The 16,914-nt window shown below is 42.6% G+C and carries 20 protein-coding genes; 7 read left to right on the top strand and 13 right to left on the bottom strand.

All coding sequences use genetic code 11. From position 1 onward, the window contains the following. Positions 1-75 precede the first annotated feature (75 nt). The 7 genes from DXX92_RS03415 to napE all read right to left on the bottom strand — a co-directional run bounded on the left by DXX92_RS03415 (position 76) and on the right by napE (position 5,173). Entirely contained in the window at positions 76-255 is a 180-nt protein-coding gene (locus tag DXX92_RS03415) for a PA3496 family putative envelope integrity protein (protein WP_147301926.1), read from the bottom strand. Positions 256-466: 211 nt separating this feature from the next. Continuing rightward, positions 467-1,054, bottom strand: coding sequence for a cytochrome c3 family protein (locus tag DXX92_RS03420; protein ID WP_115999153.1), 588 nt, complete (start codon positions 1,052-1,054; stop codon positions 467-469). A gap of 10 nt (positions 1,055-1,064) precedes the next feature. Beyond that, a complete protein-coding gene (locus DXX92_RS03425) occupies positions 1,065-1,541 on the bottom strand; it encodes a nitrate reductase cytochrome c-type subunit (protein WP_115999154.1) in 477 nt (158 codons plus the stop codon). Positions 1,542-1,552: 11 nt separating this feature from the next. Next, positions 1,553-4,048, bottom strand: coding sequence for a nitrate reductase catalytic subunit NapA (napA, locus tag DXX92_RS03430; protein ID WP_115999155.1), 2,496 nt, complete (start codon positions 4,046-4,048; stop codon positions 1,553-1,555). Position 4,049: 1 nt separating this feature from the next. Further along, positions 4,050-4,391 carry a chaperone NapD gene (locus DXX92_RS03435; RefSeq protein ID WP_115999156.1) on the bottom strand — a complete coding sequence of 114 codons (342 nt, stop codon included), beginning with the start codon at positions 4,389-4,391 and terminating at the stop codon, positions 4,050-4,052. After that, positions 4,372-4,944, bottom strand: a complete 573-nt coding sequence (napF, locus tag DXX92_RS03440; protein ID WP_181901682.1) for a ferredoxin-type protein NapF — start codon at positions 4,942-4,944, stop codon at positions 4,372-4,374. Before napF ends, DXX92_RS03435 begins: the two co-directional genes overlap by 20 nt. A 58-nt stretch (positions 4,945-5,002) precedes the next feature. Then, on the bottom strand, positions 5,003-5,173 hold the full coding sequence (napE, locus tag DXX92_RS03445) for a periplasmic nitrate reductase, NapE protein (RefSeq protein WP_115999158.1): 171 nt from the start codon (positions 5,171-5,173) through the stop codon (positions 5,003-5,005). A gap of 238 nt (positions 5,174-5,411) precedes the next feature. Between napE and DXX92_RS03450 the strand changes: the two genes are divergently transcribed. Further along, complete coding sequence (locus DXX92_RS03450) at positions 5,412-7,844, top strand: GNAT family N-acetyltransferase (protein ID WP_115999159.1); 2,433 nt, start codon at positions 5,412-5,414, stop codon at positions 7,842-7,844. Positions 7,845-7,876: 32 nt separating this feature from the next. On the opposite strand, the gene DXX92_RS03455 is transcribed toward DXX92_RS03450, so the two are convergent. Both DXX92_RS03455 and DXX92_RS19045 read right to left on the bottom strand, forming a co-directional pair. Next, positions 7,877-8,173 carry a hypothetical protein gene (locus DXX92_RS03455; RefSeq protein WP_115999160.1) on the bottom strand — a complete coding sequence of 99 codons (297 nt, stop codon included), beginning with the start codon at positions 8,171-8,173 and terminating at the stop codon, positions 7,877-7,879. Next, entirely contained in the window at positions 8,170-8,358 is a 189-nt protein-coding gene (locus DXX92_RS19045; protein WP_147301927.1) for a hypothetical protein, read from the bottom strand. The genes DXX92_RS03455 and DXX92_RS19045 overlap by 4 nt, the downstream gene beginning before the upstream one ends. A 127-nt stretch (positions 8,359-8,485) precedes the next feature. Between DXX92_RS19045 and DXX92_RS03460 the strand changes: the two genes are divergently transcribed. Both DXX92_RS03460 and DXX92_RS03465 read left to right on the top strand, forming a co-directional pair. Then, positions 8,486-9,367 carry an ABC transporter ATP-binding protein gene (locus tag DXX92_RS03460; RefSeq protein WP_115999161.1) on the top strand — a complete coding sequence of 294 codons (882 nt, stop codon included), beginning with the start codon at positions 8,486-8,488 and terminating at the stop codon, positions 9,365-9,367. Positions 9,368-9,369: 2 nt separating this feature from the next. Then, a complete protein-coding gene (locus DXX92_RS03465) occupies positions 9,370-10,383 on the top strand; it encodes an ABC transporter permease (RefSeq protein WP_115999162.1) in 1,014 nt (337 codons plus the stop codon). Positions 10,384-10,420: 37 nt separating this feature from the next. On the opposite strand, the gene DXX92_RS03470 is transcribed toward DXX92_RS03465, so the two are convergent. The 4 genes from DXX92_RS03470 to tal all read right to left on the bottom strand — a co-directional run bounded on the left by DXX92_RS03470 (position 10,421) and on the right by tal (position 13,169). Continuing rightward, positions 10,421-10,855 (bottom strand): hypothetical protein, encoded by a 435-nt coding sequence (locus DXX92_RS03470; protein ID WP_115999163.1) that lies wholly within the window; start codon positions 10,853-10,855, stop codon positions 10,421-10,423. Positions 10,856-10,987: 132 nt separating this feature from the next. Then, positions 10,988-11,494, bottom strand: a complete 507-nt coding sequence (locus DXX92_RS03475) for a DUF6942 family protein (RefSeq protein ID WP_115999164.1) — start codon at positions 11,492-11,494, stop codon at positions 10,988-10,990. A 166-nt stretch (positions 11,495-11,660) separates the two neighbouring features. Next, positions 11,661-11,834, bottom strand: a complete 174-nt coding sequence (locus DXX92_RS03480) for a DUF3545 family protein (protein ID WP_115999165.1) — start codon at positions 11,832-11,834, stop codon at positions 11,661-11,663. 384 nt (positions 11,835-12,218) lie between these two features. Beyond that, positions 12,219-13,169 (bottom strand): transaldolase, encoded by a 951-nt coding sequence (gene tal, locus DXX92_RS03485; protein WP_115999166.1) that lies wholly within the window; start codon positions 13,167-13,169, stop codon positions 12,219-12,221. Between the two features lie 14 nt (positions 13,170-13,183). On the opposite strand from tal, the gene DXX92_RS03490 reads away from it, so the two are divergent. The 4 genes from DXX92_RS03490 to DXX92_RS03505 all read left to right on the top strand — a co-directional run bounded on the left by DXX92_RS03490 (position 13,184) and on the right by DXX92_RS03505 (position 16,781). Then, positions 13,184-13,417 carry a hypothetical protein gene (locus DXX92_RS03490; RefSeq protein ID WP_115999167.1) on the top strand — a complete coding sequence of 78 codons (234 nt, stop codon included), beginning with the start codon at positions 13,184-13,186 and terminating at the stop codon, positions 13,415-13,417. 150 nt (positions 13,418-13,567) lie between these two features. Further along, positions 13,568-14,347: a peroxide stress protein YaaA gene (yaaA, locus tag DXX92_RS03495; protein ID WP_115999168.1), complete on the top strand. Its 780-nt coding sequence runs from the start codon at positions 13,568-13,570 to the stop codon at positions 14,345-14,347. Positions 14,348-14,466: 119 nt separating this feature from the next. After that, entirely contained in the window at positions 14,467-14,988 is a 522-nt protein-coding gene (locus tag DXX92_RS03500; RefSeq protein ID WP_115999169.1) for a TIGR03546 family protein, read from the top strand. Continuing rightward, complete coding sequence (locus tag DXX92_RS03505) at positions 14,985-16,781, top strand: TIGR03545 family protein (protein ID WP_115999170.1); 1,797 nt, start codon at positions 14,985-14,987, stop codon at positions 16,779-16,781. Before DXX92_RS03500 ends, DXX92_RS03505 begins: the two co-directional genes overlap by 4 nt. The last annotated feature ends 133 nt before the right edge of the window (positions 16,782-16,914 follow it).

Genomic DNA, 16,914 nt, shown 5'->3' on the forward strand with positions numbered 1-16,914 from the left:
TGAAGATAGCTTAACCATACTGCAAAGTGGTGGTGTTTGCTAACCATCTATCTTCGATATTGCGCTAGCTATCGATTAAACCTCCCAGTCATCGGAATTATCCAGCAGTTGCTTTAGGCGTTTCTCTTCGAGTAATTCGTCAATGCGTTTACGTACTTTTGACTCTTTAATTGATTGCTCATTGCTTGCTAAGTCTTTTTCGTAGTCTGGTAAATCGGCTTTGTGCTGTGTGTGCTTGCTGTCACGATAAGTCATCTTTATCTCACCCATTGGCAGTAGTTAACAGACATAAAAAAGCCGACAATGCCTTAAAAATCAGCATGGTCGGCATTAATTTGAACATAGGCAACAAATTTGGCTTTTTCAAATAAAAATGAAAAGGTTTGTTAATTTGTTAGCACTATACTGTGTTCGTAAAAGCCCTCTGGCTTAGTTAGCTTATGCTTACCAAGCACTTGTCTAATATCTACCAGCCTTCGACTCCTTGCATATCAGGCAGGCGATGTGCGATCCCTTTGTGGCAGTCAATACAGGTTTTTTCGCCACTGGCCAATGAGGTTGAATGCATTTGCGCGGCACGCTGACTTTGCACGCTAAAGTCCATGTAATCGAAATTATGGCAGTTTCGACATTCAAGCGAGTCGTTCGCTTTTAATCTTGCCCATTCGTGTTCAGATAAGCGTTTGCGATTTGCCAAAAACTTCTCACGGGTGTTAATGGTACCAAATATTTTGCCCCACACTTCTTTTGAAGCCTGCATTTTACGAGCAATTTTGTCTGTCCAATTATGCGGTACATGGCAATCTGGACAAGTGGCCCTAACACCCGAGCGGTTAGTAAAGTGAATGGTAGTTTTTAGCTCTTCATAAACATTGTCTTCCATTTCATGGCATGAAATACAGAATGTTTCGGTATTCGTTGCTTCAAGGGCAGTGTTAAAACCACCCCAGAAGATTATACCCGCGATAAAACCACCGAGTGTTAGAAAGCCTAAACTGTAATGAACGCTTGGCTTTCTAATCGTCTGCCATGCTTTTACTAGGATATCTTTCATCTAACATCTCCTATTTTTGCTCGCCGCTATTAACTTTCTGCGAGGTGAGTGTGTGCATATCAACAAAGCTATTATCAATGAGTGGCTTAGCTTCAAATTGATTAACATGGCATTGATTACAGAAATAGCGACGCGGCGACAGCTCAGCTAAGAAGTTTCCTTCTCTATCCATAAAGTGGGTGACACTAACCATAGGGGCTTGTGAGTCTTGAGTGCGCTCGCGGCTGTGGCAAGACATACACTTATTACTATTTAGATTCACTTCGTAATTACGCGTGGTGTGCGGAATAACCGGCGGCTGCATCGGGTAGTTGCGCGCTTGTTTAATATCGCTATTAATTACATTTGGAATTTTCTTGGTTGACTCTTGTGTGTCAATTGCAGTGCTGTGTCTTAGCGTGGCGATATTGTCATCTTCACTAGCTATGGCTTGCGCACCGAGCGAGCTAAGCAGCACAGATAAACAACAGATAATGAGTTTTTTCATAATTTTGCTCCTTATGCTTTCTCAATGCGAACCGCGCATTTTTTAAAGTCGGTTTCTTTAGAGATAGGGTCGGTGGCATCAAGTGTCACTTTGTTCGTTAGGCGGCTAGCGTCAAACCAAGGCATAAACACTAAGCCAATTGGCGGTTTGTTACGGCCTCGGGTTTCAACTCGGGTTTCCACTTCACCTCGACGAGAAACAATTTTCACGGCATCTCCTCGGCGCAGACCACGCTTTTTAGCATCGTCAGGGTGCATATAAACCAAAGCGTCTGGCATCGATTGATAAAGCTCAGGTACACGTTGTGTCATCGAACCAGAATGCCAATGTTCAAGCACACGGCCTGTCGAAAGCCACAAATCGTATTCTTTATCTGGGAACTCCGCGGCTGGCTCATAAGGCAGGGCGAAAATAATCGCTTTGCCATCTGGCTTACCATAGAACTCAAAGCCCGAACCTGGTTTAACATAAGGATCTGAACCTTCTTTAAAGCGCCATAAGGTTTCTTTGCCGTCTACCACAGGCCAGCGTAAACCGCGCTCTTGGTGGTATCTGTCATAAGGAGCTAAGTCGTGCGCTTTACCGCGACCAAACGAAGCGTACTCTTCAAACAGCCCTTTTTGAATGTAGAAGCCAAAATCACGGGCTTCTTGATTCAGTCGGTCGTCAGGTACTTCGCTTAGTGGGTATTTGTTGACTTGGCCATTGGCAAACAGTACTTCAAACAAGGTTTTGCCTTTGTAACTTGGGTTTTTATCTAAGGTTTTCTTTTCCCACACATCGTCGGTTTTAAAGCGCTTTGAAAACTCAACAAGTTGCCATAAATCAGACTTCGCACCTTCTGGCGCTTCTACCATTTGATACCAAGCTTGCGTGCGGCGCTCAGCGTTACCGTACGCACCTTCTTTTTCCACCCACATTGCAGTTGGTAAAATCAAATCAGCAGCTTGTGCTGTCACGGTTGGATAAGGGTCTGAGACAACAATAAAGTTTTTCGGGTTGCGATACCCTGGGTAACCTTCTTCATTGATGTTGGCAGCCGCTTGCATATTGTTGTTACATTGCACCCAATAGAAATTGAGCTTGCCATCTTTAAGCATGCGGTTTTGCAGCACGGCATGGTAACCAGGCTTTGGTGGAATAACATCTTTTGGCAGTTTCCATTTCTTCTCAGCAATTGCGCGATGTTTTGGATTCTTCACTACCATGTCGGCCGGTAAACGGTGGGCGAAAGTACCCACTTCACGCGCGGTGCCGCAAGCAGATGGTTGGCCAGTCAATGAAAATGGACTATTACCCGGTGTAGAGATTTTACCCGTCAACAAATGAATGTTGTAAATCATGTTGTTGGCCCACACACCACGAGTGTGTTGGTTAAAGCCCATGGTCCAGAAAGAACACACTTTACGATTTGGATCGGCATAGAGCTCAGCCAGTTCAATGAGCTTGTCTTTTGGTACATGAGAAAGCTCTGACGCATACTCTAGGGTGTACTTGCTGACAAACTTAGCGTACTCATCAAATGAAATCGGCTTTGAACCACCCGCTTTGGTATTGTTCTTCGCTTTTCTCTCTAGCACGTGCTCAGGGCGCAAACCGTAGCCAATATCTTGGTTGCCCATGGCGAATTTGGTGTGCTTGTTAACAAAGTCATGATTCACTTTGTTATTTTGGATGATGTAATTAGCAATAAAATTCAAGATGGCAAGATCGGTTTGCGGTACGAAAATCATACCGTTATCGGCCAAATCAAAGCTGCGATGTTCAAATGTTGATAGCACAGCCACCTTAACATGTGGTGCACTTAAGCGACGATCCGTTATACGGGTCCATAAAATCGGGTGCATTTCCGCCATGTTGGAGCCCCATAGCACCATAGCATCTGTAGCTTCAATGTCATCATAACAACCCATTGGTTCATCAATACCAAAGGTACGCATAAAGCCTGCAACCGCAGAGGCCATACAGTGACGAGCATTCGGGTCAATGTTGTTTGAACGAAAGCCAGCTTTCATCAGTTTCGAAGCAGCATAGCCTTCATGCACTGTCCATTGGCCAGAGCCAAACATGCCAACGCCAGTTGGGCCAACATCTTTCAGTGTTTGCTTTGCTTTTTCTTCCATCACATCGAATGCCTGATCCCACGTAATCGGGGTAAACTCACCATTTTTATCGTACTTACCGTTTTTCATGCGAAGTAGTGGTGTAGTTAAGCGATCTTTACCGTACATAATCTTGGATAAGAAATACCCCTTAACACAGTTCAGCCCTTTATTTACTGGCGATTTAATATCACCATGGGTAGCTACTACTTGACCGTCCATCACACCAACATTGACGCTACAACCTGTACCGCAAAAACGGCAAGGAGCTTTGTCCCATTTGATTTTGGTGATATCACTGGCAGTGATTAAGTTGGAAGCTTGTGCAGGTATGGAAACCCCGGCTACTGCAGCAGCGGCTGCAACGGCATTAGCTTTAATAAATTCTCGGCGATTTAGTGTCATCTTAGTTCACCTCGGTTGTTACTGGCGCTTGTGGCTCAGTGAGAAATTGGTGGTAAACCGGCGAAATGCTTAAAAACTCGTCGGTTAGACGGATTTGATCCACGATTTTGGCGATAGCCTTTTGGCTACTGCCCTCAACGGTAAAAACGATTTTTCCTTGTTCGCTATGGCCATGAACCTCACAGCCTTGGTAGCTATTAACAAAATGGCTTAATGCTTCAACCAACTGTGGTGGTGCTTGTGCAACAAAACTGGCGATATGGTATTCGCTGGCCTGACCTGTCTGTTGGTCATTTGCTTTTTGGTGGTTAGCTTGCTGCTGATTAGCGTTGGATTGGCTCATGTTTGAGCTCCTCAAATTGAGATGCTGAATAACCAGCACTGTTAGTATTGTGGTTGATGGCAATCGCTTTTTGCGGACAGGTGGAAATGCAAGCACCACAGAGCGTGCAATCGTCGTTATTAATAACGGGTACTGGAATCGCGCTGGTAATAAACTGAAAGCTGATGGCGCGGCTATCACAAACATCGCGACAGCTTTGGCAGTAAATTTGGTTAGTCGCTAAACAGGTGCTGTTGATTTCAATGTTGGCTGACCAAGGTCGATTGGCTTCGCGATGTGCTTGTGCTGTGAATAGCGGTTGGTCGCACTGGCGCTCACATTCACCACAAAAGGTACATTCCGCTTGATTAAAATCAAGATAAGGAAAGCCCTTACGGTCACGTTTGATAACTTGTGTTTCACAGTGTTCAACACACTTATTGCATTGTGTGCAGGTCGCGGTAAAAATCGCTTCGCTAGCTGTCCACGGCAAGCGTATTGGGGCTTTTTCTACTTGAGCTTTAAATCGACCTTTTAACAGTTGTCGACGTGCTCGATTAGCAACTTGTTCCATCAGCATTCACTCTAAATTGCAACTCAGCGTTATTCGTATAAGTGCTAAGAAAGGGAGCTTAGGAAGTTGGCGGCCCAGTTAAAATTTGTGATATCCAGACGATAAAGCCATAACCGCCGACAATCATCACAGCCAAAATGGGACCGAGAAAAACAGCAATAAAAATGAAAAGATTACGCTCGTATTTTTTTTCAAGCGCTTGCTCTTGAGAGTTAGTGTCGATATTCATAACCTGTGCCCTTGGATTGAATATGCAATTAGTCTAATGAAAGTTGAGCGAACAAAACTTGATCTAGATTAAATAGTAAAACGTAAGTGTAAGTGCCCACTTATTACCTAAGTTTTATTACTAGCCGCTAGTACATAGATTTAAGTTTAGATTACAATGTCAGCTTTTCACGGTTTAAATAAGCGTTAGTAAATTAAGCTTATTTATCAACTGCCTAGATATTTTTGTTATCAAGTTAATGTTAGAAACTTCTATCTCCAAAGGTTTTACCGAATTTAGCGCTGGCTTGCTTGACGCTCGTCATCGCGGTGCAATTTTTTTATCCGGCAGTTTTTCCTGGGCGGTAGATTGGTATTTCAGGCATCACACTTGTACTCAGACTCAAACCCAAGACCAACTCTCAGGGCAGGTTAACAAGGTCAGACAAACTGAGCTTGGAGCAATATTTTGCGAAGCAGCAAGTGAACCGTTAACTGATATCTTCTGCGCGCAATGGCGTGCATTCAATAAGCTTGAAAGTGGTGATGAGCTACCAATTAACTTTATTTCGAGCAAAATATATCGCCACCACCTAGGGCGTGAAAATCACGCTATTTTTTTTGCCGACCCAGCATTTAACCTAGATGCGTTCGCCGCGTTAAGTGGCACGCTTGTCGCGGGTGGCATTATGTATATTTGGCTTGGCGATGAGTCAAATATTGATGAAGCTGAGCAAGTTAATACTTCTAACTTTCTTCAGCGACTTAAAGCATATGCCGCCGCTCAACGAGGTATTTACCATATTTACCAAAGCCAAACTGAACACGCGATCTTTGGGCGATATTCAAAAGATGAAAGTGCAGCGCTCGGCAATGAAGAAGACGATGAGCAAGACAGAGCAAAAAATAAATCATCTGATCAATTCCCTGCTTTAAGAGAAGCGGGGCTAACGTCAGATGCTCTGTTACCAGCCATAAAAGCGCAAGCGACTGCTGAGCAGTTGATTGCCGTAAAATATATCGAAAAAGTATTAACGGGCGGGCGCAACAAACCTTTAGTGTTAACCGCCGATCGAGGGCGAGGAAAATCCACCGCTTTAGCACTTGCCACCGCGCAACTGTTTTTTGCCAGTGAGCGAGCGCTTAATATCGTCATTACCGCGCCACATAAAATGGCACTAGGCGTTTATTTTACTCAACTGCGCAAGCTGTTAGATGATTCGCAGGAAGGTAAATATCAGCTTAGTGATCATCAAATTACTTGGCGACAACACAGCTTAACTTTTATGGCCGTTGATGAGTTGTTGCGCAGCCAACATCATTCTAAATCTAACCCTGACTTATTGTTGGTTGATGAAGCTGCTGGAATTCCGGTATATCTGCTCAATAAGTTAGTGGCGCAGCATCACCGCATCGTTTTTAGTTCAACTATTCATGGTTATGAGGGGGCGGGTAAAGGATTTACGGGGAAATTTATTCCAATGTTGTCGGCTAAAGGCTTGCAAGTAAAAACGTTAACCTTAAACGAACCTATTCGTTGGGCAAATCATGATCCGCTTGAGCAGTTAATTTTTAATACCTGCTTACTAAACGCGAGCTTGGGCGAGTTGGATGTGTGCACTGTCAAGCAAGGGCAAAATTCATCACCTGAGTATCGCTATTTTACCGGCGATAAGCTTGCTCAGAATGAACAATTGCTAGTGCAAGTATTTGCTATATTAGTGACGGCTCATTACCAAACCAAGCCAAGCGACTTAAAGCTACTGTTAGACGATCCTAGTATTACAGTTGCGGTTCAGTTGGTTCAACAGCAAGTGGTCGCTGTTGCTTTGTTGATTGAAGAGCAAGTGGTTGATAAAGCGCTTCATAGCGCAATCGTTAGCGGTCAGCGCAGGCTCAAAGGGCAGTTAATACCGCAATCGCTGGCGCAACAAAGCCAGTTACCTCAAGCGTTAGAGTTTCGCTACTTAAGAGTGATGAGAATTGCGGTTCATCCAAGTGCGCAAGGGTTAGGCTTTGGCAGCGCATTTATAAACGAAATAAGGATTTTTGCTCAGCAAGTAGATATTGATTTTGTCGCAACAAGTTTTGCGGCGTCTTCAAATGTCGTTAACTTCTGGCAAAAAAATGGTTTTACGCCAGTTAAGCTTGGCTTTAATCGAGATGCCTCAAGTGGTGAGCATTCTTTAGTGATGCTCAATGATACGAGCTTACAAGCAGCGCAACAAAAATTTGTACAGCAAGTCTCTGCCGAATTTTATGAAGCACTTAGCTACTGGCTAGCCGATGAATTTAGTCAGCTTGATTATTCACTGGTGATGAAACTTCTGGCCATAGCACCTAAAAGCAGCCTTCCACCAATAACAGCTCGTGATTGTGAAAAGCTACTCGCCTTTAAAAATAATGCAAATTTGTATCGACTTGCTCGGCCAAGTATTGCTCGCTGGCTACAAGCTTATATTGCAAAGGTTAGTGTTGCACAAATTAACATTGATCATGGTAACGTTGACCAAAATAGCGTTGGCCAAAACAACCTTGCTCAACAAGATAAAGAAAAACTATTAGCCGCGCTCAAACCCATGGTTGCTAAATGTTTGATGCTTCACCAAGACGCCGATATTTGCCAGCGCTTTGGCTTTACCGGCAAAAAAGCCCTTTATCAGCACTTTCAGCAGCTAATAAAGTTGAGCTAGCGCTTATTACTTCAGGATTGCCTCAAGGATTGTTACAAGGATTGCTGCAAATGCCATTGCCAGTACCTTTGCATGCGCAAGTATTGGCAGTGTTTCTGTTTAATTGCTTGGCACTCTTCGTGGGATAAAATTCGGCTTAAATAGTAGTTAATGTATTTTAGAATCTGTGTTTCTGGTGAGGTTTGGTAGCTCAGTAAAAGTACCTGTAGCCATTGCTCCATGATCGATAGCGCTTTGGTGTAGCTTTCTTTTTCTTCAAGAATGCCTTTGATAGGCTCCTCAAGAGTGCCTTTATCGTCTTGACTAACTTTTTGCATTGAACACTTCATAAGCTCACCTCATCAGTATCAACACTACTATTAAGCAGTGATAACCAGAGCACTTGTTTGGTATTAGCATCTAAGCAGCGACAGTCATTACCTTTGACTTGTCCTTGATAAATAAGCTGCATCAGTAAATCACTCGACATCTCTATTTTGACTTTCGCTGGTATTGCGGTATGAGTTGATGGCATAGTTTCGTTACCCTGTTTATCTCTTTTTTAATAATCTAGCTGACAAAATTATTTTTGTAAATGATAATTATTATCATTTGTTGCTTTGTAGTTCAGCTAAGTGATAGCCATTGACAATGAGGAAGGAATGCAACCGATTTTAGAGGTTAAAAATTTAGTCAAACAATATCGCGAATTGTTTGCGGTTAACGATGTTAGTTTCGCCATTGAAGCTGGCCAGTGTTTTGGATTACTGGGCCCCAATGGGGCCGGTAAAACAACCACTATCGAAATTATGGAAGGCATTATCAAAGCCAGTTCAGGGCAAGTGCTTTATCAAGGAAAACCCGTTACTTCGGCGATAGCGCAACAAATAGGTATTCAGTTTCAGCATACCGCGTTGCAGGACTTCTTAACGGTAAAAGAAACATTGGATTTATTTTCATCGTTTTACCAGCATTCGTTACCGCATGAAACACTAATAGACCTGTGTGACTTGTCGGAATTTTTAAACCGCGACAACCGACTGCTTTCTGGCGGTCAGCGTCAGCGTTTGTTATTGGCGTTGGCCTTAATTAATGATCCAGAAGTCGTGTTTTTAGATGAGCCTACAACGGGGTTAGATCCACAAGCTCGACGCAATTTTTGGCAACTTATCCAAAATATCAAAGCGCAAAATAAAACCATTGTGTTAACCACCCACTACATGGATGAAGCCGAGCAGTTGTGTGACCAAGTAGTCGTGATGGATCACGGCAAAATAATAGAGCAAGGCACCCCCAATGATTTGCTCACCAAACATTTTGGCCATGTTTTTGTGTACCTACCAACCGAGCAAGTACCTAGTGAATTGGTAAGTGAGCATAGTTGGCAAGTGGACAATGGCAAAGTTGAAATCGTTAGCGAGAATGTTGAATCAACGTTGAGCATGCTTATTGCCAAACAGGTGCCATTGGAACAACTACAAGTGAAATCAGCTAACTTAGATGATTTGTTTTTAAAACTTACTGGCCATTCTTTGCGGGAGTAGTGATGAATTTCAATCGATTTTTTGCCGTATTTAAAGCACGTAATTTAGAGTTTTTCAGAGATAAGTCGTCGCTCGGTTGGAACCTTATTTTTCCAGTATTGCTCTTGGTGGGGTTTGCCTTTGTTTTTAATGATGACAACAAAGCGGTTTATAAAGTAGGGCTGGTGTTATCAGACACAGCAACTCAGCCTGAGCATGCTTTTTTAGCCGTCAAACACATTGAGTTTATCGAGTATGGTGACTTAGAAAAAGCGAAACAAAAGCTAACCCGCCATAGTGTTGACCTGTTGATTGACTTCGACAATCGCGAATACTGGCGTAATGAGTTATCGACGAATAGTTACTTCACCGAAAAGCTCTTTCTCGCCGAGGAAGCTTCATTTGGCGCACAGACAGTGGCGGGCGAAGCCATTCGTTACGTTGATTGGGTGCTACCAGGTATTTTGGGAATGAACATGATGTTTAGCTGCTTATTTGGGGTTGGCTATGTCATTGTTCGCTATCGTAAAAACCATGTACTCAAACGCTTAAAGGCAACGCCCTTATCGGCATTAGAATTTGTCTCGGCGCAATTACTCTCCCGCTTGTTTATTGTCACTTTTATGTCGACCGTTGTGTTTGTTGGCTGCAACTTTATGTTTGATTTCTACATGCTGGGTAGCTACGTAGACTTGCTTATTGTCGCGATGCTGGGGGCGATGAGTTTAATTACATTGGGGTTATTAGTGGCTTCGCGCAGTAAAAGTGAAGAGTTAATCGGTGGGTTGTTAAATTTAACTTCTTGGCCAATGATGTTGCTCTCTGGTGTGTGGTTTAGCCTAGAAGGGGCACCGCAAGAAGTTCAATGGTTTGCTGATGTGTTACCACTAACTCATTTAGTCAGCGCCGCGCGCGAGATCATGACTGAAGGTGCTACGCTTGTCGATGTTAGTTACCATGTAACTGTGCTCGCGATTATGACAAGCGTGTTTTTGGCATTAGGGGCATATTTGTTTAGTTGGAATACTGATCGCTAGCGGCAAGTAGTTTTATACAAACGACTAACAAGCGAAATTAGTAACGCTCGATAATTTGCTGGCGCAGCCACTGGCTTGCGCTGGCGGTATCATTAAATTGTTTTTGTAGTCCTTGCTCTACTTGCTGCTGGGCGTGCTGCTGTTGAGCAACTGAAATATTGTAGATGGCAGATGTTGAAGGTGAGCAAACAACGGCTTTACCAGCAAAGCTAGGCATGTTCAGCAATTGTTTATTGTAGCGATTAGACACTTCAAAAGCGCCGGGTGTTGCGCCTCTAAAGCCAGAAGTATCGATTAATATACCAAAGGGTTTGTGGCTGAGTTTATTCACTTGTGTCGCGACACAATCAATGTATTTCGCAGCCGACTGTTCATTAGCTTCACCGCGTAGGACGATACTGAGAATATCGTCTTCTATCGCTAACTGAAATTTTCCGTGAGCAACATTTAAAATGGCTGATGAGGTAGACAACTTACTTACTTCAATTACATTTGATTACAAACTAAAGGCGAAATTTACCTCGTATAAATTCGTTAAACAAGCTTTATTTTTTAATATTTACAGCCTGTTAACACCTTTATTCAGATAACACATTATGAACGCTTATAGCTGTTGAATTAGGCGTACTAATTGGCTGATTTTTACATTCGATAACTGTCGATAATCGAAATAAGGGCAGACAATAGTTCGAGTATTTGTATTGATAGCAAAAAATTCGTTTAACCACTGACAATGAGCCGCAATCCCTAATTTATCTGCATAGGTTTTGCCAATCACGATGTGAATTCTTTCCATGTGATTAGCGCTTGTTGGTTGATATGACTCACTGCCATTAAACAATAAACACTGCTGGCTGTCGCTATGCAGCAAATTGGAATCTCTTAGTTGTTGCCAAGCCTCAAAGTCACTTGGGTTGCGTTCAAACTCCAGTTTGGCAAAAACATTGAAAACTTTTCGCCAATGGTTACCCGTTTGTTGGCCAACCTGATAGATATCTTCTCCTTGCATACCGTACATTTGATCGAGGTTTTGATAAAAGGGAAGCGGAGGAATATTTTCGATATAAAAATAAATTGGGGCGTCGAGCGAGCCCAAGCCAACATAATGCATAACAATGTACGTGAATGGAAATAGCTAGCTATTATCGCTAGCCTGATCGGTTACTCACAAGCTGCTTTTTACAAGAAGCAATAAAAAACCCGGCGATACCGGGTTTTTGCATGATTAGTTGATTTTATTTAGCTTTGTTAATGTTTAATTAGTTAATTAATAGCGCTTAAAATTCATCTAACATATATTCCAACGAGTCTTCATAAGCCCTCAATTCTTTCTCTAGTTGGAACTTCTCTTTCAGTTGTTCAATTTCACGCCACTTACGTTTTTTGTTAGTACTTGCTTTGGCCTTCGGCTGTTTTTCGAACGAGTCCAATACTGCTTGAAGTTTATCCATGGAATGCTCCTTTTTTCTACAACTGCATGTTTTAAATATCACACCTGCGCGCATAATAAAACAGTTTTTGTGATCTTTTTTTGACAGAAAAATGAACATTGATTACTAATTGATTACACAAAGTCACAAATTTGATTTGGCTCAAAGTGCGAATAAAAAGTCTCAAATTAGGGTTGCGAAAAGCGAAAAATAAGCAGGGTACGTAGTGGGGCAGGTTAGCGTTAGTACTTTATAAATAAGGCTTGGCGAATAGTTTTAATCAACCTACTTGGGAGTTTTGAAAGGGCAATAAAAAAGGCGGCTGTCGTTGTAAAAACGAACTAAGCCACCTTTTATTGACGCAAATTTTCGCTTAGTTAAGCGTCTTGATTTGGCGCATATAGATTAAAATAATTCAGCTAACTGGCGCTCAAGTTTTTCTTGGTCAACGGCAAAATTGCGAATACCTTCAGCTAATTTTTCAGTCGCCATTGCATCTTGGTTCATTGCCCAGCGGAAAGCTTGTTCGGTTAGTGCAGGCTCGGCAGCAATTGCTGCTTGCTCGCTTGATAACTGCTGTTCAACTGGCGCGTCATTTGCTGCAAGCTCATCCATTAATTGCGGGCTAATGGTTAAGCGATCACAACCAGCCAATGCTAATACCTCACCTGTGTTTCTGAAGCTCGCACCCATAACAACTGTGTTATAGCCTTTAGCTTTATAGTAGTTGTAGATTTCAGTCACCGAAACTACGCCCGGATCTTCTAACGGCGCATACTCTTTCTTATCAGTGTTTGCTTTAAACCAATCTAAGATACGACCGACGAATGGCGAGATTAAGTAAACACCGGCTTCAGCACAGGCTTGTGCTTGTGCAAAGCTAAATAACAACGTTAAGTTACAGTTGATACCTTTCTTTTCTAGAATTTCAGCTGCTTTAATGCCTTCCCACGTTGAAGCAAGTTTGATCAAAATACGATCGTTGCTAATACCTGCCTCGTTATAAAGTGCGATTAACTTTTCTGCTTTTGCGACACTTGCAGCAGTATCAAACGATAAACGTGCATCAACTTCAGTTGAAATACGGCCAGGTACAACTTTCAAAATCTCTAAACCGATAAGTACAGACAATTTATCTGCAGCATCGATAACTTGCTGAGCGGCGTCATCAGATTGAGCTTTTGCCCATGCGCAAGCTTGCTCTAGTAACGGTTGATATGCTGGTAATGATGCAGCTTTTAATAGTAAAGACGGGTTAGTCGTTGCGTCTTGCGGCTGAAATTTAGCAATGGCTTCAATATCACCAGTATCGGCAACAACTGTCGTCATTTGCTTTAGTTGATCTAATTGATTCATGGATTTTCCTCTACATGAAAGATGAATATGAAAAACAGAGTGATCGGCCAGATGATGAAAAATTACAACAATCTGCTGTTGAGTTGTTTGAGACTGTTGGTTATTTAACCGATAACAAGTGGTTTGTTGCCGTATTTTTATCAAATTTACGGCGCTTTGCCTACCGCTTAGCCAAGAATAAATTGGAATTATTAAGAATAATTGACCGATTGCTCAATAATGGCATTTTAACGCTTAGCTTTGTGTAGTTTTCCAGAGAGCTGACATTTAATTTTGTTGAAAACTCACGTTCTATTTTGTTGAAGACTCTTATCAATTATTTAGCAGGCATCTGCCATGTTTACGTAAAATCTGCTGTGGTATAGTGTCACCATTAATTGATTGAAAAGGCGATATTTATGTTAATTGTTGTCTCACCTGCAAAAAATTTAGATTACGAATCACCACTGGCAACGCAAAGCCATACACAGCCAGAGCTGCTGGAGCACAGCCAAGCGTTAATAGATGTGTGTAAAACACTAACACCAGCCGATATTAGTTCGCTTATGGGCGTCAGTGATAAAATTGCTGGCTTAAATGCCGCGCGTTTTGGTGAGTGGGCAACGCCTTTTACTCAAGATAATGCACGCCAAGCGGTGCTTGCGTTTAATGGTGACGTTTACACCGGCTTAGATGCGGCAAGCTTTTCTGAACAAGATTTTGACTTTGCTCAGCAGCACTTACGAATTCTTTCAGGCCTATACGGTTTATTAAAACCGCTTGATTTAATGCAAGCTTACCGCCTAGAAATGGGCACTAAACTGGCTAATGATCGCGGCACGAATTTGTATCAGTTCTGGGGTGAGATCATCACAGACAAAGTGAACGAAGCATTGTCTGCTCAAGGTGATCAAGTGCTGGTTAACCTTGCCTCAACAGAGTACTTTAAGTCTGTGAAGAAAAAGTCGTTAACGGCTGAGCGTTTGATCACTCCACAGTTTAAAGACTGGAAAAACGGTCAATACAAAATGATCAGTTTCTTTGCGAAAAAAGCTCGTGGGTTAATGGCGCGTTATATTATTCAAAATCAAATTACTGATGTTGAACAGCTCAAAGGCTTTGACTTAGCTGGCTATAGCTATAATGAAGAATTAACTAAAGGCGATGATTTTGTCTTTACCCGCCGTGAACAAGATTAACAGGCCATAGTTAAGTTCACGGTAAGATAAAGCGCGAAGGCTTATTCTGTAGCTTTCGTGCTTTATAACTATCTTACTGATAATATTATTCTTTAACCTCGTGAGTGACAGGAGAGTATATGCTCACAATTTTAGCTAAGTTATTTCAGGCGTTACATTCGGAAAATTCAACACGCCAAATTGCTGCCGCGGTCGCGTTAGCGCTTATTTTTGCATTATCTCCTTTGCTTTCGTTACAAGCCTTTTTCATTTTATTTGTTGTACTGCTAATTCGTGTGCACTTGGCGTCGTTTTTAGTGGCCATCACAGTATTTGAAGGGGTGAGGGTGATGCTCAACACTACCATCATCAATATTGGTGAGAGCTTATTAACCACCGCTAGCTTGCAAAGCCTATTTACTGGCTTGTATCAATTTGACGTATTTAAGCTGGCGCAATTACATCATACTTTCAATTTAGGAGCGTTAATACTTGGTGTTGCCTTGGCTATTCCGCTGTACTTCGTCACTAAAATCTTAATTGATAAATATCGCGAGCATATTAAAGCCTTCTTCGAGCGCTTAGCTATAGTCAAGGCACTCAAAGCGAGTCGGGTATTTGCCATTTATCAGGAATTGCCAAAGCTGGGAGGTCGAGCATGAGCAAAGTGATCCGCTGGCAAGGGCTAATCGCTTTTGTCGTTATTCTGGCCCTTATTCTTGGCTCTGTGGTGCTATTTGCTGGGCCGATTGCCAAAATGGCGATTGAGCGCTTCGGTGGCAATTACACTGGTGCAGAAGTGAATGTTGACAAGGTCGATGTAAACTTCGCACCTTTTGGTGTCGAAATTTGGCAGCTGCAAGCAACCGACCCCAAAGCGCCAGAGCAAAACATGGTCGCTTTTGAACACGCAGACGCAAGCGTTGATTTGTGGCCATTCTTATTTGGCAAAACTATTGTTGAAAATGTTGAAGTTAAGGCGTTGAGCTTTAACACTGCTCGTCAATCGGCTGGCCGTGTTTATCGAGCGCCAGACGAATCTGCGATTGGCAATATGACTGAGCAGTGGCAAGACGACATACAGGCCAATTTACCTGATCCCAATGAGCTGCTTGCGCAAAGTAACTTACTGACGGTGCAACGAGCCAAAGCACTGGAAGCCACTTACCAGCAAGAAAAAGATTTGGTTGAGCGCACTAAAGCTAAATTACCAACCAAAGAAACCTTAAAAGATTACCAAGCTCGCGTTAAAGCTTTAGGCGACGTAAAAGTAAAGTCACTGGCTGATATTGAAAAAATCAAAGCAGATTTTGACAAATTAAAAGCTGACTTTAAGCAAGAGCGTGAAAAGATCAAACAAGCAAAAGCTGATGTTATTGCGGCTAAAAATAGGTTAAGCGAGCAAGTCGTTGCCCTTAAAAATGCGCCGAGTGAAGATTGGCAAAATATTTCACAGCAATACCAATTGCAAACGCTAGAGGCGGAAGACTTCGCTCACTTGTTGTTTGGCGACAAAGCCCGAGAATACTATCAATGGGCAGATATTGTGTTTGCTCATGTTAAGCCATTACTCGCGAATAAAGGTGATGGTGAGCAGGTAGCGAGTGAGCAAACAGCTCTTGCTAAAGAACAAGGCCGCTTTGTGCACTTTGAGGAAGACTCTCCACTACCTGATTTCTGGTTAAAACAAGGTAGTGTAGAAGTGGTTGCAGGTGACGCGCGTTATCAAGCTAAGCTCAGCGATATTACGATGCAACATTGGCTAATCGACAAGGCTAGTGATATCAAAATCACTGCGGATGGGATTCAAAGTCAGGGAGCACTAGATGCGGCTCTGGACTTCACGCTTGATGCTAGCCAGCAACTGACCAGTCAAGGTAATTGGCAGTTGACCAAGCTACCTCTGCAAAATATTGGCTTACAAGAAACCGATAACCTAACGCTGCAACTGGTGTCTGCTTTACTGTCGGTTGCCGGTAATATGTCGGTCAATAACGGCGAGCTGGCACTCACCAGTGATTTTGATTTAGCCAGTAGCCAATTTGATGGTAGTGCCGATTCGAAAATTGCCAATGTGGTACTTGATACCCTTAAAGCGAATCAAGCGTTGGGCTTAACCGTCAATGCTAATGGTAATTGGTTATCACCTAGCTGGGGCGTTAGTTCAGACTTAGAGAATATTTTGGGTAATGCACTAGCGCAACAAGTAGAGACTAAGCTGGCCGGCTTTAAGAGTGAGTTGCAAGCTGGACTCAACGATAAAATGTCAGGCTCATTATCGCTCGGTGAAGGGCAGTTGGGTGAATTACTTGATTTTGAAACCTTGCTGAATGACAGCGATAAAGCCTTTGAGAATTTAGCGAATAACGATGTGGTAAAACAGCAACGTAAAAAGCTAGAAGATAAAGCAAAAGACAAAATTAAAGACAAGCTAGGTAAGCTGTTTGGCGGTTAAGAGTAGCTGAACTGAGCTTTACCTTAGCTAGCGACAAGGCTAGTGACAATGCCAGTCACTAGTACAGGTCACCAGAATGAAAGCCCAGCGATGGGCTTTTCTTTTTTCTTTTCTTTCGCGTTTAATTGCAAAC

This window comes from Thalassotalea euphylliae, assembly GCF_003390395.1.
Classification (GTDB): domain Bacteria; phylum Pseudomonadota; class Gammaproteobacteria; order Enterobacterales; family Alteromonadaceae; genus Thalassotalea_F; species Thalassotalea_F euphylliae_C.